Here is a 24894-nt window from a genome sequence, read left to right on the forward strand (position 1 = left end):
CGGTGATCTTGAGGATGGCTGTGCTCCTGATGACCGGGGCCGCGCGACCGGAGCTGATCACCGTCCGGCCCTCGCCCCTGGCCGAACTGTGCGCCGCGTTGCACGCGTTGGACGAACCGGAGCACCACCCGGCGAGCCAGGCGTGGCTTTCGGCGGTGCACCACGACATCACCGACGATCTGCTGGCCCGCGCGACGGTATGGGCTCCCCTGTGGGGCGCGTTCCGGGCGCGTTATCTGCTGCCACTGACCACGGGGCCCGAGCGTTCACTGGACGCCGAGCTCGCCGGGGTGTCGCGACTGTCCGTCGAAGCCTTCACCGCGCTGACGCTGGAGGCGCTGATCAGCAAGAACCGAACCTCCGGCGAACCGCCGCAGGACCCGGCGGGGGCGCTACGGCGGTTGCGGCCGATCTCGTTGCGCCGCTACGACCTCGGGCTTCGGCTCATCGACGACCCGGCCCGGTTCCGGGACGAGTTGCTGGACTTCCTCGCTGCTTTCGCCGCGGCACTCCTCGACGAGGAGTGGCGCCGGGTGCGGGCCGACGTGGACGCCGATGCCCGGGCCCGGCAGCGACAACTGCGCCTGGACGCGTCGCGGCGGCCTTCGACGGCATCGGCACCGCATCGGACGACCCGCCCCGCGTGATCGTCGACAAGCTGTACCACGCGACGGCGCGGCTGGACGAGCGCACGCCCTGCATCCTCCTGCCGAGCGTGCACGGAGATCCACACGTGGTCGTCAAGCACGTCCCCGGCCATCCGGTCGTCGTGCAGTACCCGGCGATGCGGAACACGGCGACGGTCCCCGTGGGGCAGGTCCAACGGCGCATGGCGGTACTTGGCGGACCCGACATGACTGCTGATCTGCCGGAACATCCTGCGCCACCCCGCGGCCACGGCGGAGCTCGCCGCCCGGCTGGGGATGACATCGCCTCAAGTCTCGCGGCACCTGCGGCATTTGCGGGAGGCGGGACTCGTCCTGACACATCGTGAGGGGACGGCTGTGTACTACGGGCTCAACACGGAAGCCATGGGACGGCTCGGACCTGATCTGCTGGTCGGCCTGCACCACTGAGCCGGCCGCGAGGACCTCATCGCGGCATGGTCCGATGCGGGTGAGCCGCTACGCCGCCGACGGCTCGGCCTGAAGCTCGGGCAGCGGAAGCCCCGTTCGCCCGCCCTGACCGGGCGTCACGATCTGTTCGTGCGCGCTGCGCGGCAGGACGGCCCATATGGTTTTGCCTCCGTCGCCGGTTCGCTCGATGACCATGACCCCGCTCAGCTCCTCGAGCAACGCGTGCACGATCCACAGGCCACGGCCGTGGGGCGTGTCGGCGTCGCTCCCCCTGGGTGACGGGCAGGCGGGGTGACTGTCGTGCACACCCAGACGGATCCAGGAGCCGTCGAGCAGTTCGACCACCACGAGGGCTTCGGCCGTGGTCGCGGACGCGTGGAGAACGACATTGGTCAGCAGCTCCGAGACGATCACGCGTACCGCCTGGGCGGCATCGTCGTCGTCCGGTACCCCCCATTCCCGAAGGATGTCGAGAACGGATCTTCGGACCAGAGGCACTTCGCAGGCATGGACGGGGACCTGGAGGGACCGGGTACTGCGGTGCTGAACGTTCATGGTGCTCGGACTCCTTCGCTGGTCCGGGAGGCGGACAGCCCTCGGAGACAGCCACGTTACGAATCCTGCCGACGAAGACGGCGTTGCTTGCCGCAGTACAGGCAAGTCTCGGCTCCTCTTCCCCATGACCCGGCGCCCACCGCGCTCGCTTGGGCGCGGTCAGTGGAACAAGGCGGTCAGGAGGTCGTCGCCGATGCGGCGTACCCGTTCGAGGTTGAGCTGGTAGTAGGCGCGGCGTCCGTCACGTTCGACCGTGACGAGGCCGGCTTCCCGCAACCGCGCCAGGTGGCGCGAGACCTGGGGCAGGGACATGCCGCCGCGGTCGGCCAGTTCGGACGGGGTGAGTGGTTCCCGCGCGATGGCACGCGCGATGCGTTGGCGGCCCGGATCGCACAGCACCTCGAGCCGACGGTGCACGACCGCGTAGCCGGGCTGGTCGTCGCCCTCCACGAGCAGTGGGTACTGGACCACCGCCGCGAAACCCGGCTCGTGCTTCACCAGCAGGTGCGGGTGACCGAAGGCCGACGGCACCACCAGCACCGGTGTGGTGGCGACGTTCACGATTCCGTGGTGGAACTTGTCGAAGACGACGCGTGGCGGTTCGTCGCGGTACGACGCCGAGGGATCCAGACCGGCCAGAGTCCTGCCCGGCCCGTCGTGCTCCATCGACTTGCGCAGCTTCGGCAGCTGAGCGTTGATCGCCCGCTCGGCCCGGGTGAGGTCCGGCTCCAAGGCCAGGGCAATGCCGGTCAGCAGGTCGAGCAGATCCGCGCGCAGAGCATCCGGCCCGTCCAGAAGCCTGCGCGCGAGCTCGGCCCGGGCGGTGGAGCGGCGCTCCGTCGCCGCCAGCAGTCCCGCACGCTGCCCAGCGTCGTGGAGAACCCGATTCAGCGGGCTACCGGAGTTGCCGCCTCGGATCGCGTACCCGGTCAGTTCCGCGAAGAGCGGGAGCGGCAGGCTCTCGATGTCCGCCAGTTCCTCGGCGAGCGTACGGTCTCCTGCCGCACTCAGCGGGAGGAGGTAGCGGGCCCGGTACGAGGCCCACAGAGGCGCCCATTCCCTGACGCGATGCCGCAGCGCCGGAGTAAGGGCGGAGGCGGACGTCGTGCTCTGCCCTGATGCGTCACCGCGGTCCCTGTCCGTCTCCAGACCGCGAGCCCAGCGCATCGCCCAGGGGTGGTGCTCGGCTTCCGTATAGGCGTGCAGTGCGGCGGTCAGCTCCGCGAGCTGCGAGGCGCCCGCCAGGACCCGGGCGGGGCCTGCCCCGGCGAGTGAGAGGACGACGCTCATGGCCACCTCCGACCCGTCGAGCACGTTGGTTACCGCACCCTCGTCAACCATTGTAAGGACGGCCTCCCCCACCGCCTACGGTTCCGGCAACCCCGACAGGACCAGCCCGGAGTCGCCATGCCCCTTCGTGTCCCCGCCGACCTTCGTGCCGCAGTGCACGAGCGCCGGACCGCGCTCGATCAGCTAAGTCGCGATCTCCACGGCACGCCGGAGACCCGGTTCGAGGAGCACTACGCGGTCGAGCAGCTCGCTGCCCGGCTGGCGGTAGCGGGTTTCGAGGTGGACAAGGACGTGGCCGGTCTGCCGACCGCGTTCACCGCGACCCACCGGGGGCCCTCGGACGGCCCCACGATCGCGGTGCTCCTGGAGTACGACGCGCTGCCAGGCATCGGCCACGGTTGCGGCCACAACCTCATCGCGGCCGGCGGGCTGACAGCCGCCGTCGCCGCAGCCGCCGCGCGCCCCGGGCACCGCGGCACTCTCCAAGTGATCGGCACCCCCGGCGAGGAAGGCGGCGGCGGCAAGATCCTGATGCTGGAGCGCGGTGTGTTCCAGGGCGTCGACGCAGCAGTCATGTTCCATCCGGCGGACCGCAGCCTGCGCGCCCGGCACGCTCTCGCCGCCAGCCACCTCCGGATCGGCTTCCACGGGGTCGCCGCGCACGCGGCCAAGGCGCCCTGGGAGGGCCGCTCGGCTGCCGCCGGAGCACAGCTGTTCCTCACGGCGGTCGACTCACTAAGGCAGTTCATGCCCCCGACCGCCCGGGTGCACGGCATCGTCACACGTGGAGGTGGAGCCCCCAACGTCGTGCCCGACTACACGGAGGTGGACATCTTCGTCCGTGAGGCCACCTCCACGGCCCTGGACGTCCTGTTGCCGCGGGTGCTCGCCGCCGCGGACGGGGCCGCGCTGGCCACCGGCACCACCGTCGACCACGCCGAGACCGCGCCCCGGTACACCGAACGCAACAACAACATGGTGATGGCCGATCGGCTCGCCGCCTACACTGTCGGTCTCGGGCTCGAACTCGAACCGCCGTCTGAGCAGCATCCGGCCGGTTCCTCCGACATCGGCAATGTCTCACTGGCGCTGCCGGTGATCCATCCCTATCTCCAGATCTGTCCGCGCGACACCCCCGGGCACTCCGTCCGGATGCGCGAGGCCGCCCGCAGTCAGCGTGCCCACGACGCGGTCGAGACCATGTCCACCGCTCTGGCCGCACTGGTCCTGGACCTGCTCGAGGATCCGCGCCTTCTTCACGAGGTCCGCGCCGAGTTCCAGGCATCCACGTCCGTCACCGCTCATGGTCAGGAACCGCGATGACCTCCTCGCCCCTCGCGTCCGACGCCCTGGTCAACACGTTCTTCAACTGGGACCTGATCGCCCAGACCTTCCCCCGGCTCATCACCGAGGGGCTCCTCAATACCCTGACCATCGCCGCCGGAGCCATCGTCCTGGGCGTCGCCATCGCGCTGCTGGCCGCCATGCTGCTGCTGTCGAAACGCTGGTGGGTGCGCCTGCCCGCACGGCTCTACGTCGACGTCTTCCGGGGCCTGCCCGTGATCATCACGGTGATGCTGGTGGGCGTGGGCCTGCCCGCCGCGGGCATCCGTCCCTTCGGCACCAACCCGTTCGGGTACGCGATCCTCGCGATCGGGATCATCTCCGGTGCCTACACCGCGGAGATCTTCCGCTCCGGTATCCAGAGCGTCGACACCGGCCAGTTGCAGGCCGCCCGCAGCCTCGGCATGGGTTACCTGAAGGCCATGCGCCTGGTCGTCGTGCCCCAGGGCATCCGGCGGGTGCTGCCCGCCATGGCCGGTCAGTTCGTCAAGGACATCAAGGAAAGTTCCCTGGTCTATCTCCTCGGTCTGGCCGTCGGGCAGCGCGAGCTGTACTTCATCGCCCAGGAAGAGGTCGCCCGGACGTACAACTCCTCACCCCTGATCGCGGCCGGCCTCTGCTATCTCGCCCTCACCATCCCCCTGACGTACTTCGTGAACTACCTGGACAGGCGACTGCGCGAGGGCCCGCGCCCCGGGAGCACTCCCGCACCCGCCGAACCCGACCTGCCCAAGACCCCGGTCCAGGCCGCGGGAGGAGAGAGCCGATGAGCCCCACGACCACCGGAGACGGACCGGTGTCCTCCGCAGCCGAGGCACCCGCCACCTCCGCCGCCCTGCGCGTCACCGCCCTCAGCAAGAGCTACGGCCGCACCACCGTCCTGCGGGACATCACCCTGGACATCCAGCGCGGAGAGACCCTGTGCCTGATCGGGCCGTCCGGCTCCGGCAAGTCCACGCTCCTCAAGTGTCTCAATCTGCTGGAGCGGCCCGACGCGGGTGAGATCCGGCTCGGCGAGACCTGCCTGACGGCGCCGGGCGCCGACGTCGACGCCGCCCGTGCCCGCATCGGCATGGTCTTCCAGCACTTCAACCTCTTCCCTCACATGAGTGTCGAGCGCAACGTCGCCCTCGCCCTGACCTCGGTCAAGGGCATGACGCGCGAACAGGCACGCGCCACCGCGCGGCGTCACCTGGACGAGGTGGGTCTCGCGGCTTTCGCCCGGCAACGGCCGAGCCGGCTCTCCGGCGGGCAGCAACAGCGCGTGGCCATCGCCCGGGCCCTCGCCATGGAACCGGAGGTCATGCTCTTCGACGAGGCCACCTCCGCCCTCGACCCCGAACTGGTCAAGGACGTGCTCGCCGTGATGCGCGACCTCGCTCAAGGCGGCATGACCATGGCCGTCGTCACCCACGAAATGGGCTTCGCCCAGGAGGCCGCCGACCGCGTCGCCTTCATGTGCGACGGCCGCATCTCCGAGATCGACACCCCGGACCGGATCTTCGAAGGCGCCCAGCACCCCAGGCTGCGCCAGTTCCTCAACCAGGTCCTGTGAACCCTCCTCAGCAGAAAGCTCTGACCATGCACCTCTCCTGCACTCGCAGACCCCTGCTCGCCGGCACCGCGGCCGCCGCCTTGCTGCTCGCGCTCACCGCCTGCGGCTCGGGCATCGAGGCGGCGAATTCCACGGCCCCCAGGTACAAGCTGGTCCAGCCCGGCGTGATCACCGCCGCCACCCAGGCCGAACAGCCGCCCTTCGCCGTCGTCGACGCCTCCGGCAAGCCGAGCGGCTTCGCCGTCGACCTGATGAACGAGTCCGCGAAGCGCCTCGGCGTGAAGGTCCAGTACAAGACCACCAACCTGCAGGGCATCCTCGCCGGCCTCTCCGCCGGGCAGTACGACATCGGCGTCGCAGGCGTCGGCGCCACCCCCGAACGCAAGAAGCAAGTCGCCTTCACGACGCCCTACTACTGGGGCTTCACCGATGTCGTCACCCTCAAGGGCGGCAAGCAGAACAAGCTGCCCGACTTCGACGGCAAGCGGGTCGGCGCGGTCAGCGGATCCGTACAGGAAACGTTCATCAACCGTGAGATGTCCGGAGCCGATCTGGTCAAGTTCAAGGACCAGACCGCACTCATCGCCCAACTCCTCTCAGGCGGCGTCGAGGCCGTCGTACTCGGCGGCGCCGACGCTGACGAGTACGTCAAGAAGCAACCGATACGCATCGCCGTGGAATTCGACAGCCTTCAGGGCAGCGCATTCCCACTCCCCAAGGACGGTGACCCGGAACTGCTGAAGGACATCGACGCCCAGATCGACGCGATGATCGAGGACGGCACCTACATCAAGCTCTACAAGAAATACTTCCACGACCCCATCGCCCGTGACCTGATCATGGAACGCCCCAAGCTGGCCCAGCAGCTCATTGAGCACCCCGATCTGGCCCCGACCCGCGACTGAGACGACAGCGGGGGTGCCGACCAAGGTCCGCGCCCCCGGTCGCGAGCACGTCTGCCATTCTTGGACGTGTCCCGATGGCGGGGCCGGGGCGGGGTGATCAAGCGTGTGCGCAAGTCGAGGGGTGGTTGCATATGTGCGGACGGTATGCAGCGAGTCGTAGGCCAGAGGATCTCGCAGGAATCTTTGAGATCGAGAAGTGGGAGCCCGAGGAGACCCTGGAGCCCGACTACAACGTGGCGCCCACCAAAGAGGTCTACGCCGTCCTCGACCGCCCTCTGAAAGACGCGGACGACCCGCGCCCGGTTCGGCAGCTGCGCACGCTGAAGTGGGGCCTCGTCCCGTCCTGGTCGAAGACCCCCGAGGGCGGCGCCCGGATGATCAACGCCCGCGCGGAGACCGTCCACGAGAAGCCGTCCTACCGCCGCGCCTTCACCTCCCGGCGCTGCATCCTGCCCGCCGACGGCTACTACGAGTGGGTCACCGGCACGCAGGAGCGCGAGCTGGAGGTCGAGGGCAAGAAGAAGCGGCCCCGCAAGCAGCCCTACTTCGTGACCCCGGCGGACGGGTCGGTCTTCGCGATGGCCGGGCTGTACGAGTTCTGGCGGGACAAGACGCTGCCGGACGACCATCCGCAGGCCTGGTGGGTGACGTGCTCCGTCATCACCACCGAGGCCGAGGAAAGCCCGCTGGCGGTGTCCCCGGCGGACGGTCCGCGGGCCCTGGCCGAGATCCACCCCCGGATGCCGCTGATGCTGACGCCCGACCGCTGGGACGCCTGGCTGGACCCGTCCCGCACGGACGCCGACGACCTGCGCGGGCTGCTCGCCCCGCCGCCCGCTGGGATGATGCGCGCCTATCCCGTCACGACGGCCGTCAGCAACGTCCGCAACAACGGCCCGGAGCTGCTGAAGGAGCTGGAAGGGCCGGAAGAGGGCACACTCTTCTGATGTGACGGATGTGAACGATGTGACCGGTGCGGCAAACACGGCGAGCGAGATCGTCGAGACCGAAGCCGGCCCCGCCCGAATCACCTGGCACACGGCGGAAGAGGCCCGGCTGGTCCTCGCCGTCAGCCACGGCGCCGGCGGCGGCATCGAGGCCCGCGACCTGAGGGCCCTGGCCGCCGTCCTGCCCGCCCACGGCGTCACCGTGGCCCGCGTGGAACAGCCCTGGCGAGTGGCCGGGAAGAAGCTCGCGCCCGCGCCCAAGACCCTGGACCTCGGCTGGCGGGGCGTCTGGCCCGCCCTCGCCGAGCCCGGCCTGCCGGTCGTGTCCGGCGGCCGCAGCGCCGGGGCCCGGGTCTCCTGCCGTACCGCCACCGAGCTCGGCGCCCACGCGGTCCTCGCCCTCAGCTTCCCCCTCCATCCGCCAGGCAAGCCGGAGAAGTCCCGCGCCGCCGAGCTGCTGGGTTCCGGGGTGCCCACCCTGGTCGTGCAGGGAGGGAACGACCCGTTCGGGAAGCCCGGGGAGTTTCCCGAGGGGCCCTACGAGCTCGTCGAGGTGCCGTACGGCGATCACGGCTTCGCCGTCCCCAAGCGCGCGGAGATCACGCAGGAGGAGGCAGTGGCGGTCATCACGGACGCGGTCCTGGAGTGGACCGGGTCACTCGGGTAAAGCTTCGGGAATGCCGGGGCGGTGAGCACTGTTGTGCGGGACGTACGTGCTGGAGACCAGCACCGACGCCGTAGGAGAGGAAGTCCGCCGCATGGGTTCGACCTTCTGCCCGAGTCGCAGCAGCCGCGCCGACCTGGACTGGACGGTGCTGCACGCGGCCAAGACCGCCCCTGTTCGGGCGGCGGGCGGACCGGATCGTCGTCTATCCTCCGATTCGGGTGAGACCGGTCTCGGTCTCACGAGAACACTGGAGGAGGTGGGTCCGGTCACTGGGACCGACGCAGGGACCGAACACGGCCAGGCGGAGCAGCCCGAGGGCCAGGGTGGCACGGGCGCGGAGACGGCCGCGGAGCGCAACGCGCGCTTCGAGCGGGACGCGCTCGAGTTCCTCGACCAGATGTACTCGGCCGCGCTGCGCATGACGCGCAACCCGGCCGACGCGGAAGACCTGGTGCAGGAGACGTATGCCAAGGCGTACGCGTCCTTCCACCAGTTCCGCGAGGGCACCAATCTCAAGGCGTGGCTGTACCGGATCCTCACCAACACCTTCATCAACTCGTACCGCAAGAAGCAGCGCGAACCGCAGCGCAGCGCGGCCGAGGAGATCGAGGACTGGCAGCTCGCCCGCGCCGAGTCGCACATGTCGACGGGCTTGCGCTCCGCGGAGTCGCAGGCGCTCGACCACCTGCCCGACTCGGACGTGAAGCAAGCGCTCCAGGCGATCCCCGAGGAGTTCCGCATCGCCGTGTATCTCGCGGACGTCGAGGGCTTTGCGTACAAGGAGATCGCCGACATCATGGGGACACCCATCGGTACGGTGATGTCCCGGCTGCACCGGGGACGTCGTCAGCTGCGCGGCATGCTGGAGGACTACGCCCGTGACCGCGGGATGGTCCCGGCCGGCGCCGGAGAGTCGAACGAAGCGAAAGGCTCGGGGTCATGAGCTGCGGAGAGCCGCACGAGACGGATTGCAGCGAAATCCTCGATCATCTCTACGAGTTCCTCGACCGTGAGATGCCGGACTCGGACTGCGTGAAGTTCGAGCACCACTTCGAGGAGTGCTCGCCCTGTCTGGAGAAGTACGGGCTCGAGCAGGCCGTGAAGAAGCTGGTCAAGCGTTGCTGCGGGCATGACGACGTGCCGGGCGATCTGCGCGACAAGGTGATGGGGCGGATCGAGCTGATCCGCTCCGGCCAGGCCGTCCCCGAGCAGGACGTCGCGGCCTCGCCTGCCACGCCGCAGGAATCCTGACACTCCTGCGCTTTTCAACTACCCCGCCTGCAAAGGGGTAGTCATCCTCGAACGCATCACTCGAACGTGCTAATCCGCGGGTTATCGGCCCGCGGAGCCCCCCATCGGCGTCCTAGGCTCCGGGCCTGACGGAGACGGCCGGGGGAGGGGCGCATGGAAGCGGTACCGGTGCGGGCACGTGCGTACGTCGCCTGTGTCCTGGTCGCCGCCCTCCTCTGTCTGCTGCCGTTGCCGGGCGTCCGTACGCCCTGGTGGGCCGTGGCCCTGCTCGCCGCGCTGTACGCGGGCTGCGAGCGCGTCGCCCGGTCCCGGTTCGTCGGGATCTCCCATCCGGCCGGGACCTTCTACCCCGTGCTGCTCGCCGGTGCCTTCCTGCTGCCCGCGCCCGCCGCCGCCCTGGTGGCCGTGCCGGGTGCGCTGCTCTCGCACGTCGAGCAGCGGCCCGTGGCACTGCGCCGGGTCTGGCGGGCCGCCCAGCTCGTCCTCGGCGTGTGGGCCGCGGCCCGGGTGCACAGGGCGCTCGGCGGGCGGGACGCGGTCGCCGCGGGCGACGTGCCCTACGCGCTCGGGCCGGCCGGGGCGGCCGTGCTGGCGTTCTGCCTGGTGCTCGCGCTGCTGGACGGCGGGATCCTGGCCGTCGCCGAGCGGGTGCCGGTGCGGCGGGCCTGGCGGGGGCTGGTGTCGCGCTCCCTCGCGCCCATCGCCGTGCACGGGCTGGCCGGGCTGATGATGGCCGTGCTGTGGCGCAGCCCGTACGGTCCGGTGGCCGCGCTGCTCGTGCTGCTGCCGATGTGCGTCTCCTGGTGGGCCTTCGCGCAGTACCACCGGGAACGGGCCGCCCACCAGGCGACCATCCGGGCGCTCGTCCAGGCCGTCGACATCAAGGACGGTTACACGCGCGGCCACAGCGAGCGCGTCGGGCACGCCTCCATGATGATCGCGCGCGAGCTGGGCATGGACGACGAGCGCGTCGAGGTGCTCCGGTTCGCCGGGATCCTGCACGACGTCGGCAAGCTCGGCGTCCCCACCCGGCTGCTCAGGAAGGACGGGCCGCTGACGCCCGAGGAGCGGCGGGTGATCGAGCTGCACCCCGAGTACGGGCACGAGATGGTGCGCGGCATCGGCTTCCTCGGGGAGGCCCGCGCCGCCGTGCTGCACCACCACGAACGACTGGACGGCACCGGGTACCCGTACGGCCTGATGGGCAGTCAGATTCCGGAATCCGCCCGGGTCGTGGCGGTCGCGGACGCCTTCGACGCCATGACCTCCACACGGAGCTACAGCAGGGCCCGGCCCGTCGCGGTCGCCCTGGCGGAGCTGAAGCGGTGCTCCGGCAGCCAGTTCGACCCGGTGATGGTCACGGCTCTCGTGGAGGCCGTCGGCCGGGCCGGGTGGCGCCCCGCCGTGACCGCCGACGACATCGGCCCGCCCCGGGTTCCCCCGCCCGGCGCACCCGCCTCCAGCCGGCCGGGAGCACACCGGTGAGCGCGTACCGCCCGCCGCCGCTCTTCACCCTCGTCCACGGCTGTGCCGCCCTCCTCGCGGCCGGCTCCCTCGCCGTCACCCTCTACGACGGGCTGGAGGAACGCCGGGTCGCCCTCGCCTTCGGCGTCCTCGTCACCGTCGGGGAACTCGCCCGGCGCAACGGGGCGCAGGTCAGGGAGCCGGCGCCGCTCGGGGCCGCCGCGGCCCTGTCGTACGCGCTGCTCGGCGAGGCCGGCGGGAGGGCCACGCACCACGGCCTCGCCCAGGTCGTCGCCGTCGTACTGGCCGCCTCACTGCTCGGCAGCGTGCCGCACGTGGCGCGCGGGCAGGGACCCACGCTCGACCATCTGGCGCGCCGGGTGCTCACCGCCGGGTTCGTCGCCGTGTGCTTCCAGCCCCCCTACAACCGGGGCATGTTCGACGACTGGGGCGGCCCCGCCTACGCGCTGCTGCTGCTCGCGCTGCTGTCCCTGACCGCGCTGTGCGACGCGGTGCTCGCCGCCGCGCTGGCCCACTCCCGCACCGGCTGGCCCTTCGGGCCGGTGCTGCGGGACGAGCTGCGGGCCGTGTTCGGCATCGGCTCCGCCGTCATCGCGACCGGCGCGGTGATGGCCCTGGCGGTCGCCGTCGTGGGGCTGTGGGCGCTGCCCGTCTTCTCCGTGCCGCTGCTGCTGGCGCAGATGTCGTTCCGCCGCTACGCCGCCGTCCGGGCGACCTACCGGCAGACCATCGCCTCCCTGGCACGGGCCACCGAGGTCGCCGGGTACACCCCCTGCGGGCACGCCCGCCGCGTCGCCGCGCTCAGCCAGGCTGTGGGGCGTGACCTGGGCCTCACCGAGCCCGAGCTGGCCGTCCTGGAGTACGCCGCGCTCATGCACGACATCGGACAGCTGAGCCTCGTCGACCCGGTGCCGGCGGGCGCCACCGCGGGCCTGCCCGCCGCGGAACAGCGGCGGATCGCGCTGCTCGGCGGGGCCGTCGTACGGCAGACGGGCGTCGACGAGGCGGTCGCCGTGGTCGTGGAGCGGCAGGCCGACCCCTACGCGGAGCAGCCGCTCGCCGCGCGGATCGTCCGGGCCGTGAACGCGTACGAGGAGAAGTCCCGGGAAGGTGGTCCCGGCGGACCGCTGACGGCGCTGGAGGAACTCCGGCTCGCCACCGCCGGGGAGTACGCCCCGGAGGTGGTGGAATCGCTGGCCCGGGTACTGGCAAGAAGCAGTCTGACCTTGCCCGTGACTGGGTAACCCATGGGTAATGAGCGCCCCGGAGGCCGTACGTGGTTGGATGCGAGAAGAAGGTGTCCGGGGGCTCGAAACACAGCTACGGCCAGCCCACCGCACGGAACTGGCAGGCGGGAATCGTGAGGATCTTCGGCAAGGGACGGAACCGGCCCTCCGCCTCCTGGCGGCAGGCCACAGACCGGGCGTTCACTCTCATCGGCGACGGCCGGTACGAGGACGCCGGCGCGTTGTTGACACGTGCCGCCGACCTGGAGCCCTGGCTGTCCGAGTCCTGGTTCAACCTCGCCCTGCTGCACAAGTTCCGGCACGACTGGGAGCAGGCGCGGGCGGCGGGGCTCAGGGCCGTGGCGCTGCTCGACCGGGACACCGGCGCGCCCGACTGGTGGAACGTCGGCATCGCCGCGACCGCCCTCCAGGACTGGCCGCTGGCCCGGCGCGCCTGGCAGGCCTACGGGCTGCGGGTGCCGGGGCCGCCCAACGACTCCGGCGAGCCCGTCGGCATGGACCTCGGCAGCGCGGCCGTGCGGCTGTCCCCGGAGGGGGAGGCCGAGGTCGTGTGGGGGCGGCGGCTGGATCCCGCGCGGATCGAGGTGCTGTCCATTCCGCTGCCGTCGTCGGGGCGGCGCTGGGGTGAGGTCGTACTGCACGACGGCGTGCCGCACGGGGAGCGGACCACGGCCGCCGGGCACACCTATCCGGTGTTCGACGAGATCGAGCTGTGGGCGCCGTCGCCGGTGCCGACCTGGGTGGTGCTGCTGGAGGCCGCGACCGAGTCGGACCGGGACGCGCTGGAGCAGCTCGCCGCGGACGCCGGGTTCGCCGCGGAGGACTGGTCTTCTTCGGTGCGATTGCTGTGCCGGATGTGCTCCGAGTCACGGATGCCGTCCGACGAGGGGGACGGGGAGCATCTCGATCCGCACGATCACAGTGAGCCGGGGCATCCCGGGCCGCTGGGGCATCGGACGGACGGGCAGCTGTGGGTTCCCGAGCGGGAGTGCGGGTTGGCTGCGCCGGCTTCGCTGGTTCGGGGGTTGCTGGACGGGTGGGTCGCTGACAGTCCGGATTCTCGGGATTGGCGGGATTTGGAAGAGGTCTGCTAGATCCGTTGTCGGGGGCGGCGCCGTCGTGGCCGTTCGCGCAGTTCCCCGGCCCCTGAAGGGACGCCCGCCCCGTACCCTGTATCAGCATCCCAGCTTGGATTTGTTCAGGAAGGCGTACGTAACGTCATGGCTCAGCAGGACACCGATCAGCAGCGCGCGGGCGTGCTCCCCGTCGATGACGAGGGGTACGTGATCGACACGGAGGACTGCGAGGAGCGCGAGGCGGCCTGGCGGGAGCGGGGGACCTCGCGGCCGATCACGGTGGTCGGGAACCCGGTGCTGCACAAGGAGTGCAAGGACGTCACCGACTTCGGCGACGAGCTCCAGCAACTCGTGGCGGACATGTTCGCCTCGCAGCGCACCGCCGAGGGCGTGGGCCTGGCCGCCAACCAGATCGGCGTCGACCTGAAGGTCTTCGTCTACGACTGCCCGGACGACGAGGGCGCCCGGCACACCGGCGTCGTCTGCAACCCCAAGCTCGTCGAACTGCCCGCCGAGAAGCGCCGGCTGGACGACAGCAACGAGGGCTGCCTGTCGGTGCCCACCGCGTACGCCCCGCTCGCCCGGCCCGACTACGCCGAGGTGACCGGGCAGGACGAGCAGGGCAACCCGATCCGGGTGCGCGGCACCGGGTACTTCGCTCGGTGTTTGCAGCACGAGACCGACCACCTGTACGGCTACCTGTACATCGACCGCCTCTCCAAGCGGGAACGCAAGGACGCGCTGCGGCAGATGGCCGAGAACGAGCCCCGGTACCCCGTCGTCGCGAACGACTGAGACCTCACGATCACCAGGCGCACGGCGTCTGTCCGGGATTCCCGTCCCGGACAGACGCCGTTCGTCTGCGCCGTTCGCCTGTCCGTCGCACGTTCGATCGCTTCTGCTCTCCTGGTGATCCGGTACCAGTCACGCAGCGGGAGGTTCCCGGCCCTTGGGGTAGTGAATGAAGCAAATGCGTTCCCAGAACGGTCAGTTGTAGTGCTGAATGGAGGGAGCGGGGTATGCAACGGCGCACGCCCGGCACGGAAGGAGGGGCGCCCGCGCCAACTGGCGGCTGAGAGGGGTTAGTTCGTGCATGCTTTGTCACACGGCACCACATCGACACCGACCACCATCGCGGTTCCACCGTCGCTCTCCCTTCCGGTGATCGAGGCGGCGTTTCCCCGGCAACTCCACCCGTATTGGCCGAAGTGCCAGGAGAAGACCCGGGCCTGGCTGCTCGAAAAGCGGCTCATGCCTGCGGACAAGGTGGAGGAATATGCCGACGGCCTGTGCTACACCGACCTCATGGCCGGGTACTACATCGGCGCCTCCGACGAGGTCATGCAGGCGATCGCGGATTACAGCGCCTGGTTCTTCGTCTGGGACGACCGTCACGACCGCGACATCGTGCACGGCCGTCCGGTCGCCTGGCGGCGGCTGCGGGACCGACTGCACTCGGCCCTCGACTCCCCCGGGGAGCACCTGCACCACGAGGACCCACTGGTCGCCGGGTTCGCGGACAGCGTGCTGCGGCTGTACGCCTTTCTGCCGGGGACGTGGAACCTCCGGTTCGCCCGGCACTTCCACGAGGTGATCGACGCGTACGACCGGGAGTTCCGCAATCGCACCCGCGGAATCGTGCCCACGGTCGAGGAGTACCTCCGGTTGCGCCGGCTCACCTTCGCCCACTGGATCTGGACGGATCTGCTGGAGTCGGCCGCGGGATGCGAATTGCCCGACACCATACGGAAACACCCGGCATATCGGCGGGCCGCGCTGCTGAGCCAGGACTTCGCCGCCTGGTACAACGACCTCTGCTCACTTCCGAAGGAAATAGCGGGCGACGAGGTGCACAATCTTGGAATCAGTCTCATCACCCATGAGCGGATGACGCTGGAACAGGCGGTCACGGAAGTCAGGAGCCGTGTGGAGAACTGCATCACGGAATTCCTCGACGTCGAACAGGAAGCATTACGGTTCGCCGACGGCCTCGCCGACGGCACCGTGCGGGGAAAAGAACTCAGCGCCGCCGTGCGGGCCTGTCTGAGCAATATGCGGAACTGGTTCAGTTCCGTCTACTGGTTCCATCACGAGTCCGGCCGGTACATGGTCGACAGCTGGGACGACCGGTCCACGCCCCCGTACGTCAACAACGAAGCGGCAGGTGAGAAATGACCGTCGAGTCTGTGAAGCCTGAAGCCCCCCTGGTTCCGGAGCTGCGCGAACCGCCCCGGGCCGGCGGCGGTGTCCCCGTCCTGGGGCACGGCTGGAAGCTGGTGCGCGACCCGCTGGCGTTCATGTCCCGGCTGCGCGACCACGGCGACGTGGTCCGGCTGAAACTCGGACCGAAGACGGTGTACGCCGTCACCACCCCGGCGCTCACCGGCGCGCTGGCGCTGAGCAACGACTTCATCATCGCCGGGCCGCTGTGGGAGTCCCTGGAGGGCCTGCTCGGAAAGGAGGGTGTGGCCACGGCGAACGGCCCGCGGCACCGGCGCCAGCGGCGCACCATCCAGCCCGCCTTCCGGCTCGACGCCATCCCGGCCTACGGGCCGATCATGGAGGAGGAGGCGCACGCTCTGACCGAGCGCTGGAAGCCGGGTCAGACCATCGACTGCACGTCCGAGTCCTTCCGGGTGGCCGTGCGCATCGCGGCCCGCTGCCTGCTGCGCGGCGACTACATGGACGAGCGGGCGGAGCGGCTGTGCGTCGCGCTCGCCACCGTCTTCCGCGGGATGTACCGGCGGATGGTGGTGCCGCTCGGACCGCTGTACAAGCTGCCGCTCCCGGCCAACCGGGAATTCAACCGGGCATTGGCCGATTTGCGTCTCCTGGTGGACGAGATCGTCGCCGAGCGCCGCGCATCCGGTCAAAAGCCGGACGATTTGCTGACGGCATTGCTGGAGGCGACGGACGAGAATGGCGACCCCATCGGGGAACAGGAGATCCACGACCAGGTCGTCGCGATCCTCACCCCCGGCAGCGAAACCGTCGCCTCCACGATCATGTGGCTGCTGCATATGCTCGCGGAACACCCTGAACAGGCGGACCGGGTGCGCGACGAAGTAGAAGCCGTCACCGGTGGGAGGCCGGTGGCATTCGCAGACGTCCGGGGGCTCAGGCACACCAACAATGTCGTCGTCGAGTCCATGCGTTTGAGTCCTGCCGTGTGGATTCTGACGCGGCGGGCGGTGCGGGACACGGAACTCGGCGGATACCGGATTCCGGCCGGGGCGGACATCGTCTACAGCCCGTACGCGATCCAGCGCGATGCGAAGTCGTACGACCGGCACCTGGAGTTCGACCCCGACCGCTGGCTTCCGGACCGGGTCAAGGACGTCCCGAAGCACGCCATGAGCCCGTTCAGCGTGGGCAACCGCAAGTGCCCGAGCGACCACTTCTCGATGGCGCAGCTGACGCTGATCACGGCGGCGCTGGCCACCAGGTACCGCTTCGAGCAGGTGGCCGGCTCGAACGACAGCACGCGCGTCGGCATCACGCTGCGGCCGCACGACCTGCGGGTGCGGCCGGTGGTGAGGTGAGGGCCCTTGGCCTCAGGCCGCCTCCGGGCCCCTGAACGTGCGCCGGTAGGCGTTCGGCGTCGTCCCGACCGCCCGGACGAAGTGGTGGCGCAGTGTGGCCGCGTTGCCGAACCCTGTTCGACCGGCGATCGCGTCCATCGTCTCGTCCGTCGCCTCCAGCAGCCGCTGGGCCAGCAGCACGCGCTGGCGCAGGACCCAGCGGTAGGGAGTCGTCCCGGTCTCCTGCTGGAAGCGACGGGCGAAGGTGCGCGGGGACATGTGGGCGCGCGCGGCCAGCTGCTCGACGGTGACCTCCTCGTCGAGGTGCCGCTCCATCCACGCCAGCACCTCGCCGATCGTGTCGGCCTCGGAGCGTGGCAGCGGACGCTCGATGTACTGGGCCTGCCCGCCGTCGCGGTGCGGCGGCACCACCATCCGCCGGGCGATCTTGTTGGCGACCTCGGAGCCCTGCTCCTTGCGCACCAGGTGGAGGCAGGCGTCGATGCCGGCGGCCGTGCCGGCGGAGGTGATCACCGGGTCCTCGTCGACGTAGAGCACGTCCGGCTCCACGACCGCCCGGGGGTACTTTCGGGCCAGGTCCTGCGCGTGCTTCCAGTGCACGGCGCAGCGGCGGCCGTCCAGCAGCCCGGCAGCGGCCAGCACGAAGGCGCCCGAGCAGACGCTGAGCACCCGGGCGCCGCGGGCGACCCCACGCCGCAGGGCGTCCAGGAGCTCTGGCGGGAACTCACGGGACGCGTAGCTGTGCCCGGCCGGCACCGCGATCAGATCGGCCGTCTCCAGCCGCTCCAAGTCGTGCTCCACCTGTAGTGAGACGCCCGAGTTCATGCGCAGTGCCGGGCCCTCGGCCGAGGCCACGGCGAAGTCGTAGACCGGCAGTCCGTCGTCGCTGCGGTCGGTGCCGAAGACCTCGCACACCACACCGAGTTCGAAGGGGTTCACGCCGTCGAGGAGGATGACGGCCACGTTCTGGAGCATGCCTCCAGTGTGCCTCGCGAGTGGCAGTAATTCGAGGGTCTACGACAGTACTGCCACTGACGGTAAGGAGTCATCGGCGCGACAGTGGTGTCCATGGACACGAACCAGACGCAGACACTCATCGCAATGATCTTCGTACTCGGGACGCTGGTCCTCCTGGTCCTCCCGTCAGTGATCGGCATCGTGCGCGACCGGCGCGTCGACCGTCAGATCAGGGAGGCCCAGGAGATCCGCGAAGGCGTGGCGGCTCAGAAGTCCTCGTCCAGGTCGACGGTGCCCTCCACCGCCACCTGGTACGCGGAGGGCCGCCGCTCGAAGAAGTTGGTCAACTCCTGAACCCCCTGGAGCTCCATGAAGGAGAAGGGGTTCTCGGAGCCGTACACCGGAGCGAAGCCCAGGCGGGTGAGCCGCTGGTCGGCGACGCACTCCAGGTACTGCCGCATCGACTCGGTGTTCATGCCCGGGAGGCCGTCCCCGCACAGGTCGCGCGCGAACTGGAGCTCGGCCTCGACGGCCTCGCGGAGCATGTCCGTCACCTGCTGCTGGAGCTGGTCGTCGAACAGCTCCGGCTCCTCCTTGCGGACGGTGTCGACCACGTCGAAGGCGAACGACATGTGCATCGTCTCGTCGCGGAACACCCAGTTGGTGCCGGTGGCCAGACCGTGCAGCAGGCCCCGGCTGCGGAACCAGTACACGTACGCGAAGGCACCGTAGAAGAACAGGCCCTCGATGCACGCGGCGAAGCAGATCAGGTTCAGCAGGAAACGGCGGCGGTCGGCCTGCGTCTCCAGCCGGTCGAGCTGGTCGACCTCTTCTGTTCCATCAAATGCAGCCATCCACTTGAAGCAGAACTCGGCCTTCTCGCGGATGGAGGGGATGTTCTCGACGGCCGCGAAGGCCGCCGCCCGGTCGTCGTGGTCGGGGAGGTAGGTGTCCAGGAGCGTCAGATAGAACTGGACGTGGACGGCCTCCTCGAAGAGCTGGCGGCTCAGGTACAGCCGGGCCTCGGGGGAGTTGATGTGCTTGTACAGCGTCAGCACCAGGTTGTTCGCGACGATCGAGTCGCCCGTGGCGAAGAAGGCGACCAGCCGGCTGATCAGGTGCTGCTCCGCGGGGGAGAGCTTGGCGAGGTCGGCGACGTCCGAGTGGAGGTCGACCTCCTCCACGGTCCAGGTGTTCTTGATGGCGTCCCGGTAGCGCTCGTAGAAGTCCGGGTAGCGCATGGGGCGGAGAGTCAGTTCGAAGCCGGGGTCGAGAAGGTTCTGGGTGGTCATTACTGGCAGGCCTCGCAGGACTCGGGGTTTTCCAGGGAGCAGGCGACCGCTTCGGGGTCCGGGGTGGCCTGCGCGGGGACAGCGGCCTGGGCGGCGCGGGCGATGCGGGTCGCCGGGCGCGAGCGCAGGTAGTACGTCGTCTTCAGCCCGGACTTCCAGGCGTAGGCGTACATCGAGGAGAGCTTGCCGATGGTCGGCGTCTCCAGGAAGAGGTTCAGGGACTGAGACTGGTCCAGGTACGGGGTCCTGGCCGCCGCCATGTCGATCAGGCCGCGCTGCGGGATCTCCCACGCCGTGCGGTAGAGGGCGCGCACGTCCTCGGGGATCCAGGCGAAGTCCTGCACCGAGCCGTTGGCCTCGCGCAGGGCCTCGCGGCTGCGGGCGTCCCACACGCCGAGCCGCTTCAGCTCCTGCACCAGGTAGGAGTTGACCTGGAGGAACTCACCGGACAGCGTCTCGCGCTTGAACAGGTTGGACACCTGCGGCTCGATGCACTCGTACACGCCGGCGATCGAGGCGATCGTGGCCGTCGGCGCGATGGCGAGGAGCAGCGAGTTGCGCAGGCCGGTCGCGGCGATGCGCTCGCGCAGGGCGGCCCAGCGCTCCGGCCAGGTCGGTTCCACGTCGTAGTGGTCGGGGTGGAGCACGCCCTCGGCCGTACGGGTCTTCTCCCAGGCCGGCAACGGGCCGTTGCGTTCGGCGAGTTCGGCAGAGGCCTCGTAGGCGGCGAGCATGATCCGCTCGGCGATGCGGGTGGAGAGTGCCTTGGCCTCGGGCGAGTCGAAGGGCAGGCGCAGCTTGAAGAAGACGTCCTGGAGGCCCATGACTCCGAGGCCGACGGGACGCCACCTGGCGTTGGAACGGCCCGCCTGCTCGGTCGGGTAGAAGTTGATGTCCACGACCCGGTCGAGGAACGTCACGGCGGTGCGGACGGTCTCGTCCAGCCGCTCCCAGTCGATGTCCCCGCCGGCCTGGTCGACGAGCGCGCCGAGGTTGACCGACCCCAGGTTGCAGACCGCCGTCTCCCCGTCGCTGGTGACCTCCAGGATCTCCGTGCAGAGGTTGGAGGAGTGGACGACGTGGCCCGGCTCGGCGGTCTGGTTGGCGGTGCGGTTGGCGGCGTCCTTGAAGGTCATCCAGCCGTTGCCGGTCTGCGCGAGGGTGCGCATCATGCGGCCGTACAGCTCCCGGGCCGGAAGGGTCTTCTTCGCGAGACCCTTCGCCTCGGCCGCCCGGTACGCGGCGTCGAACTCCTCGCCCCACAGGTCGACCAGCTCGGGCACGTCCGAGGGGGAGAACAGCGACCACTGCGCGTCGGCGTTCACGCGCCGCATGAACTCGTCGGGCACCCAGTGCGCGAGGTTCAGGTTGTGCGTACGGCGGGCGTCCTCGCCGGTGTTGTCGCGCAGCTCCAGGAACTCCTCGATGTCGGAGTGCCAGGTCTCCAGGTAGACCGCGGCGGCGCCCTTGCGGCGGCCGCCCTGGTTCACGGCGGCGACCGAGGCGTCGAGGGTCTTCAGGAACGGCACGATGCCGTTGGAGTGGCCGTTGGTGCCGCGGATCAGCGAACCGCGCGCACGGATGCGGGAGTACGCGATGCCGATGCCGCCGGCGTGCTTCGACAGCCGCGCCACCTGGTGGTACCGGTCGTAGATCGAGTCCAGCTCGTCCTTGGGGGAGTCGAGCAGGTAGCAGGACGACATCTGGGGGTGCCGCGTGCCGGAGTTGAAGAGGGTGGGGGAGGAGGGGAGGTAGTCGAGCCGGCTCATCAGCCCATAGAGCGCGGCGACTTCGTCGGCGGAGCGGCGGGTGTCGTCCTCGGCGAGACCGGCGGCGACGCGCAGCATGAAGTGCTGGGGCGTCTCGATCACCTTGCGGGTGATCGGGTGCCGGAGCAGATAGCGGCTGTGCAGCGTGCGCAGGCCGAAGTAGCCGAAGCGGTCGTCGGCGGCCGTGTCGACCAGGGCGTCGAGGCGGGCGGCGTGGACGCGCACGAACTCGGCGGTCCGGTCGGCGATGAGGCCCTCCCGGTGCCCCACCGCGACGGACTCGGTGAAGCAGGTGACGCCCTGTGAGGCGGCCTCGGCGCGGATCCCGATCGTCAGCAGGCGCGCGGCCAGCCGGGAGTAGGCGGGGTCCTCGGAGATGAGGCCGGCGGCCGCCTCCGTCGCCAGCTCGCGCAACTCCGACTCGTCGGCCCGCGCGGACCGGCCGCGCAGCGCGGCGGCGGCGACCCGGCCGGGGTCTGCGTCGGGGAGGTCGGCGGTCAGCTCGGTCAGGGTCCGCAGCAGCGCGGCACCAGGACCGTCTTGCTCTTCTTCGGCGGCTGAGACCGGATCGGCTGGCGCGATGGTCACGTGGGGCTCTCCCTCGCTCGGCACGGGGGCCTCGCAGGGCAGGGGGCAGCACGCGAGCGCACGCGGCGTCGCGTCCACCGGCCCATTCCACGAGGCCCGGACGTCAGGCACACCGGCCGGACGGCCGGGTGCGCTGTCGGCAGGTCCTCGGACTGAAGCCTGTGCGCGAACACGCACAAGTACACCGTTGCGGGACAGTTCCGGATTCGCACCGGATTCCCCTGCGGCGACAGCGAGCATGAGCATACATCTTGTGCCGGGTGGAGAAAGCACCCCTAGATGTAGTGTCGCGATGGTTTCGCAGCGTCAACTCGTAGGTGAGGAGAGTGACCCGGATCGCTGTGTCCACGGTGCGTGCGCACGACAGCGGGCCGTCGTGGTCCTTCTCACGGCGGCCCGCTGCGGGTTGTACGGTGGCTGGTCCTGGTCGCTCAGTGACTGGTCCCTGCCGTGGCAGGCGGAAGCTCCACCTGGACGCCGGGGTCGCCCGCGTCCGCCGTGTAGTCCTCCGGCTTGGTCTCGTCGATGCCCTCGGGGGCCTTCAGCGCCTTGAGGACGAAGGTCAGGACGACGGTGACGACGACGTTCAGGACGAACGCCGTGAGGCCGATGTAGCCGATCTCGCCGATGCCCGGGATCTCCTTCGACGAGCCGCCGAAGTGCTTCTGGGTCGGGGAGGCGACGCCGTACGCCGCGACCGTGCCGTAGACCATGCCGACCGCCCAGCCCGCGAGCAGCGCCCAGCGGTGGAACCAGCGGGTGAACAGGCCGCCGACCAGGGCCGGGAAGGTCTGGAGGATCCAGATGCCGCCGAGGAGCTGGAAGTTGATGGCGACCGTCTTGTCCATGGTGAGGACGAAGGCCAGCGCGCCCACCTTCACCAGCAGGGAGACCAGCTTGGAGACCTTGGTCTCCTGGGCGGGCGTGGCGTCGGGCTTGATGAAGTCCTTGTAGATGTTGCGGGTGAAGAGGTTCGCGGCCGCGATGGACATGATGGCCGCCGGGACCAGGGCGCCGATGCCGATCGCCGCGAAGGCCACGCCCGCGAACCAGTCCGGGAACATGGTCTCGAACAGCTGCGGGATCGCCAGCTGACCGTTCTGCACCTTGATCCCGGCCGCGATCGCCATGAAGCCGAGCAGCGCGAGCAGGCCCAGCATCAGCGAGTACAGCGGCAGGATCGTGGTGTTGCGGCGGATCACCTCACGGCTCTTCGAGGACAGCGTCGCCGTGATCGAGTGCGGATACATGAAGAGCGCGAGCGCGGAGCCCAGCGCCAGCGTGGCGTACGTCCACTGCCCCGCCTCCGGCGGCACCAGCGCACCGCGCGGCGCGCCCGTCGCCGGGTTGGTCTGACCGTACGCCTCGCCGGCCTTGGCGAAGATCTCGTCGAAGCCGCCCAGCTTGATCGGGATGTAGATGATCGCCACCGCGATGACGATGTAGATCAGGGTGTCCTTCACGAACGCGATCAGCGCCGGCGCCCGCAGACCCGAGGAGTACGTGTACGCCGCCAGCACACCGAAGGCGATCAGCAGCGGCAGGTCCTTGATGAACCAGTTGGTGTTCTCGCCGCCGCCGACGCCCATCACGTCCAGCACGGCCTGGATGCCGACCAGTTGGAGCGCGATGTACGGCATCGTCGCGAGGATGCCGGTGAGGGCCACGGCCAGCGAGAGGCCCTTGGAGCCGAATCGGCCGCGCACGAAGTCGGACGTCGTCACGTACCCGTGCTTGTGCGAGACCGACCACAGGCGGGGGAGGAACGTGAAGATCAGCGGGTACACCAGGATGGTGTACGGCACGGCGAAGAAGCCGGCCGCTCCCGCCGCGTAGATCGCCGCGGGGACGGCGACGAAGGTGTACGCCGTGTACAGGTCGCCGCCGAGCAGGAACCAGGTGACCCAGGTGCCGAACGACCGGCCGCCCAGGCCCCATTCGTCGAGGCTGTGCTCGTTCTCGGCCTTGCGCCAGCGCGCGGCGAGGAAGCCCATGACCGTGACGAGCAGGAAGAAGAAGATGAAGACGGCGAGTGCGACGCCGTTCACGCCGTCCTTCACTCCGACGCACCGCCCTTCGCGGCAGAACGGGCGCGCTGGTCACGCTGCCACAACGTGTAGGCGATCATCGTCAGCACGGTGGAGATCAGGACCCATGCCATCTGGTACCAGTAGAAGAACGGGATCCCGATGAAGGCCGGGTCGGTCTTGGCGTACGAGCCGACCCACAACATGGCCACGAAGGGCGCTATCAGGCAGAGAGCGATGACGACGCGCATCGGCGTCACCGTCGCCCCTCTGCCGGCTTCTGGGGCTTGCGACATCAGGCGGCTCCGTCCCCTCAGTGATCACCTGTGCAATGCGCAGGCAATCTAGGTCAGGGTGCGGCGGGAACGGAACCCCTCGTCCGCAATGCGGTACCCAAAAGAAACCGAGCTCAGCAGCGGTCGCACCACCCCGAGCGCCTTACTCCTGAGGCCGCTTCAGACGCGCCACGAACTTGTACCGGTCTCCGCGGTACACCGACCGCACCCACTCCACCGGCTGTCCGTCCCGGTCCAGTGAGTGACGGGAGAGCATCAGCATCGGCAGGCCGACGTCCGTGCCGAGCAGGCCGGCCTCGCGCGGGGTGGCCAGCGAGGTCTCGATGGTCTCCTCGGCCTCCGCGAGATGGACGTCGTAGACCTCCGCGAGCGCGGTGTAGAGGGACGTGTACTTCACCAGGGACCGGCGCAGGGCCGGGAAGCGCTTCGCGCTCAGGTGGGTGGTCTCGATGGCCATCGGCTCGCCGTTTGCCATGCGCAGCCGCTCGATGCGCAGCACCCGCCCGCCGGCCGTGATGTCGAGCAGCCCGGCGAGGCGGTCGTCGGCGGTGATGTAGCCGATGTCCAGGAGCTGCGAGGTGGGTTCGAGGCCCTGGGCGCGCATGTCCTCGGTGTAGGAGGTCAGTTGCAGCGCCTGCGAGACCTTCGGTTTGGCGACGAAAGTGCCCTTGCCCTGGATGCGCTCCAGCCGGCCCTCGACGACCAGCTCCTGGAGCGCCTGGCGCACGGTCGTGCGCGAGGTGTCGAACTCCGCCGCCAGTGTGCGCTCGGGCGGGACCGGCGTGCCGGGCGCCTGGGTCTCGGTCATGTCGAGCAGGTGCTTCTTCAGGCGGTAGTACTTGGGCACGCGTGCGGTACGGACGGGTGCCCCGCTCTCGTTCTCCGCACTGCTGATGTCGGTGCTCATGCTCCGCCTTCCCGGCTCCTCTGCCGACACGATCCCACTTGTATACCGTCGGCGCTGCTTTTGGTCTAGTCCACAACTCCAAGTGGTCTACCTGGAGTATGCCGTGCCCGGCTGGGTT

General features: G+C 69.7%; 25 protein-coding genes, 1 pseudogene and 1 riboswitch. Of the genes and pseudogenes, 18 read left to right on the top strand and 8 right to left on the bottom strand.

Annotated elements, in window-relative coordinates; all coding sequences use genetic code 11:
- The first annotated feature begins 14 nt into the window (after positions 1–14).
- The 3 genes and pseudogenes from ABFX81_RS18345 (at position 15) to ABFX81_RS18355 (ending at position 1076) form a co-directional block, all read left to right on the top strand.
- The gene (locus ABFX81_RS18345) at positions 15–647 is read left to right on the top strand and encodes a DUF5937 family protein (RefSeq protein ID WP_086846651.1); all 633 of its coding nucleotides are present in this window, start codon (positions 15–17) and stop codon (positions 645–647) included.
- A pseudogene (locus ABFX81_RS18350) lies at positions 644–727 on the top strand (hypothetical protein); the annotation flags it as partial. The gene ABFX81_RS18345 and the pseudogene ABFX81_RS18350, both read left to right, overlap by 4 nt.
- A gap of 148 nt (positions 728–875) precedes the next feature.
- A complete protein-coding gene (locus tag ABFX81_RS18355; protein ID WP_346138383.1) occupies positions 876–1076 on the top strand; it encodes a metalloregulator ArsR/SmtB family transcription factor in 201 nt (66 codons plus the stop codon).
- A 48-nt stretch (positions 1077–1124) separates the two neighbouring features.
- Here ABFX81_RS18355 and ABFX81_RS18360 read toward each other — a convergent pair whose 3' ends face one another.
- Positions 1125–1631: an ATP-binding protein gene (locus ABFX81_RS18360; protein ID WP_346138329.1), complete on the bottom strand. Its 507-nt coding sequence runs from the start codon at positions 1629–1631 to the stop codon at positions 1125–1127.
- Positions 1632–1790: 159 nt separating this feature from the next.
- A complete protein-coding gene (locus ABFX81_RS18365) occupies positions 1791–2921 on the bottom strand; it encodes a DUF5937 family protein (protein ID WP_086846663.1) in 1131 nt (376 codons plus the stop codon).
- 117 nt (positions 2922–3038) lie between these two features.
- Between ABFX81_RS18365 and ABFX81_RS18370 the strand changes: the two genes are divergently transcribed.
- The 14 genes from ABFX81_RS18370 (at position 3039) to ABFX81_RS18435 (ending at position 16940) form a co-directional block, all read left to right on the top strand.
- The gene (locus ABFX81_RS18370) at positions 3039–4244 is read left to right on the top strand and encodes an amidohydrolase (RefSeq protein WP_086846645.1); all 1206 of its coding nucleotides are present in this window, start codon (positions 3039–3041) and stop codon (positions 4242–4244) included.
- Positions 4241–5035: an ABC transporter permease subunit gene (locus ABFX81_RS18375; RefSeq protein ID WP_086846643.1), complete on the top strand. Its 795-nt coding sequence runs from the start codon at positions 4241–4243 to the stop codon at positions 5033–5035. The genes ABFX81_RS18370 and ABFX81_RS18375 overlap by 4 nt, the downstream gene beginning before the upstream one ends.
- Positions 5032–5820: an ATP-binding cassette domain-containing protein gene (locus tag ABFX81_RS18380; protein WP_086846641.1), complete on the top strand. Its 789-nt coding sequence runs from the start codon at positions 5032–5034 to the stop codon at positions 5818–5820. The genes ABFX81_RS18375 and ABFX81_RS18380 overlap by 4 nt, the downstream gene beginning before the upstream one ends.
- A gap of 26 nt (positions 5821–5846) precedes the next feature.
- Positions 5847–6725: a transporter substrate-binding domain-containing protein gene (locus ABFX81_RS18385; protein ID WP_086846639.1), complete on the top strand. Its 879-nt coding sequence runs from the start codon at positions 5847–5849 to the stop codon at positions 6723–6725.
- A 131-nt stretch (positions 6726–6856) separates the two neighbouring features.
- Positions 6857–7672: an SOS response-associated peptidase family protein gene (locus ABFX81_RS18390; protein WP_086846637.1), complete on the top strand. Its 816-nt coding sequence runs from the start codon at positions 6857–6859 to the stop codon at positions 7670–7672.
- A gap of 10 nt (positions 7673–7682) precedes the next feature.
- A complete protein-coding gene (locus ABFX81_RS18395; RefSeq protein ID WP_428837196.1) occupies positions 7683–8339 on the top strand; it encodes an alpha/beta hydrolase family protein in 657 nt (218 codons plus the stop codon).
- A 256-nt stretch (positions 8340–8595) separates the two neighbouring features.
- Positions 8596–9282 (top strand): RNA polymerase sigma factor SigR, encoded by a 687-nt coding sequence (sigR, locus tag ABFX81_RS18400; protein WP_086846661.1) that lies wholly within the window; start codon positions 8596–8598, stop codon positions 9280–9282.
- A complete protein-coding gene (rsrA, locus tag ABFX81_RS18405) occupies positions 9279–9590 on the top strand; it encodes a mycothiol system anti-sigma-R factor (protein WP_086846632.1) in 312 nt (103 codons plus the stop codon). Before sigR ends, rsrA begins: the two co-directional genes overlap by 4 nt.
- Before the next feature lie 153 nt (positions 9591–9743).
- Positions 9744–11075, top strand: a complete 1332-nt coding sequence (locus ABFX81_RS18410) for an HD-GYP domain-containing protein (RefSeq protein WP_346138330.1) — start codon at positions 9744–9746, stop codon at positions 11073–11075.
- Positions 11072–12319, top strand: coding sequence for an HD-GYP domain-containing protein (locus ABFX81_RS18415; protein WP_346138331.1), 1248 nt, complete (start codon positions 11072–11074; stop codon positions 12317–12319). The genes ABFX81_RS18410 and ABFX81_RS18415 overlap by 4 nt, the downstream gene beginning before the upstream one ends.
- A gap of 116 nt (positions 12320–12435) precedes the next feature.
- Entirely contained in the window at positions 12436–13416 is a 981-nt protein-coding gene (locus ABFX81_RS18420) for a tetratricopeptide repeat protein (protein ID WP_086849727.1), read from the top strand.
- A 126-nt stretch (positions 13417–13542) separates the two neighbouring features.
- Positions 13543–14193 (top strand): peptide deformylase, encoded by a 651-nt coding sequence (gene def / locus ABFX81_RS18425; RefSeq protein ID WP_086849715.1) that lies wholly within the window; start codon positions 13543–13545, stop codon positions 14191–14193.
- A gap of 294 nt (positions 14194–14487) precedes the next feature.
- Positions 14488–15573: an epi-isozizaene synthase gene (gene cyc1 / locus ABFX81_RS18430; RefSeq protein WP_086849717.1), complete on the top strand. Its 1086-nt coding sequence runs from the start codon at positions 14488–14490 to the stop codon at positions 15571–15573.
- A complete protein-coding gene (locus ABFX81_RS18435) occupies positions 15570–16940 on the top strand; it encodes a bifunctional albaflavenone monooxygenase/terpene synthase (RefSeq protein WP_086849719.1) in 1371 nt (456 codons plus the stop codon). The genes cyc1 and ABFX81_RS18435 overlap by 4 nt, the downstream gene beginning before the upstream one ends.
- A 12-nt stretch (positions 16941–16952) precedes the next feature.
- On the opposite strand, the gene ABFX81_RS18440 is transcribed toward ABFX81_RS18435, so the two are convergent.
- A complete protein-coding gene (locus tag ABFX81_RS18440) occupies positions 16953–17915 on the bottom strand; it encodes a helix-turn-helix domain-containing protein (RefSeq protein ID WP_086849721.1) in 963 nt (320 codons plus the stop codon).
- Between the two features lie 93 nt (positions 17916–18008).
- On the opposite strand from ABFX81_RS18440, the gene ABFX81_RS18445 reads away from it, so the two are divergent.
- Positions 18009–18251, top strand: a complete 243-nt coding sequence (locus ABFX81_RS18445; RefSeq protein ID WP_086849729.1) for a hypothetical protein — start codon at positions 18009–18011, stop codon at positions 18249–18251.
- Here the strand turns inward: ABFX81_RS18445 and ABFX81_RS18450 are convergent.
- The 5 genes from ABFX81_RS18450 to ABFX81_RS18470 all read right to left on the bottom strand — a co-directional run bounded on the left by ABFX81_RS18450 (position 18164) and on the right by ABFX81_RS18470 (position 24776).
- Positions 18164–19189, bottom strand: coding sequence for a ribonucleotide-diphosphate reductase subunit beta (locus ABFX81_RS18450; RefSeq protein ID WP_086849723.1), 1026 nt, complete (start codon positions 19187–19189; stop codon positions 18164–18166). The two genes, ABFX81_RS18445 and ABFX81_RS18450, sit on opposite strands and share 88 nt — an antisense overlap.
- Positions 19189–21546, bottom strand: coding sequence for a ribonucleoside-diphosphate reductase subunit alpha (locus ABFX81_RS18455; RefSeq protein WP_346138333.1), 2358 nt, complete (start codon positions 21544–21546; stop codon positions 19189–19191). Before ABFX81_RS18455 ends, ABFX81_RS18450 begins: the two co-directional genes overlap by 1 nt.
- A 121-nt stretch (positions 21547–21667) precedes the next feature.
- A riboswitch (cobalamin riboswitch) is annotated at positions 21668–21792 on the bottom strand.
- Positions 21793–21977: 185 nt separating this feature from the next.
- The gene (gene mctP / locus ABFX81_RS18460) at positions 21978–23606 is read right to left on the bottom strand and encodes a monocarboxylate uptake permease MctP (RefSeq protein ID WP_086848586.1); all 1629 of its coding nucleotides are present in this window, start codon (positions 23604–23606) and stop codon (positions 21978–21980) included.
- On the bottom strand, positions 23603–23869 hold the full coding sequence (locus tag ABFX81_RS18465) for a DUF3311 domain-containing protein (protein WP_086848588.1): 267 nt from the start codon (positions 23867–23869) through the stop codon (positions 23603–23605). Before ABFX81_RS18465 ends, mctP begins: the two co-directional genes overlap by 4 nt.
- A gap of 142 nt (positions 23870–24011) precedes the next feature.
- On the bottom strand, positions 24012–24776 hold the full coding sequence (locus ABFX81_RS18470; protein WP_346138334.1) for a GntR family transcriptional regulator: 765 nt from the start codon (positions 24774–24776) through the stop codon (positions 24012–24014).
- Positions 24777–24894 lie beyond the last annotated feature (118 nt).

This window comes from Streptomyces coeruleofuscus, from assembly GCF_039532725.1.
In the GTDB taxonomy this organism is placed as follows: Bacteria; Actinomycetota; Actinomycetes; order Streptomycetales; family Streptomycetaceae; genus Streptomyces; species Streptomyces coeruleofuscus.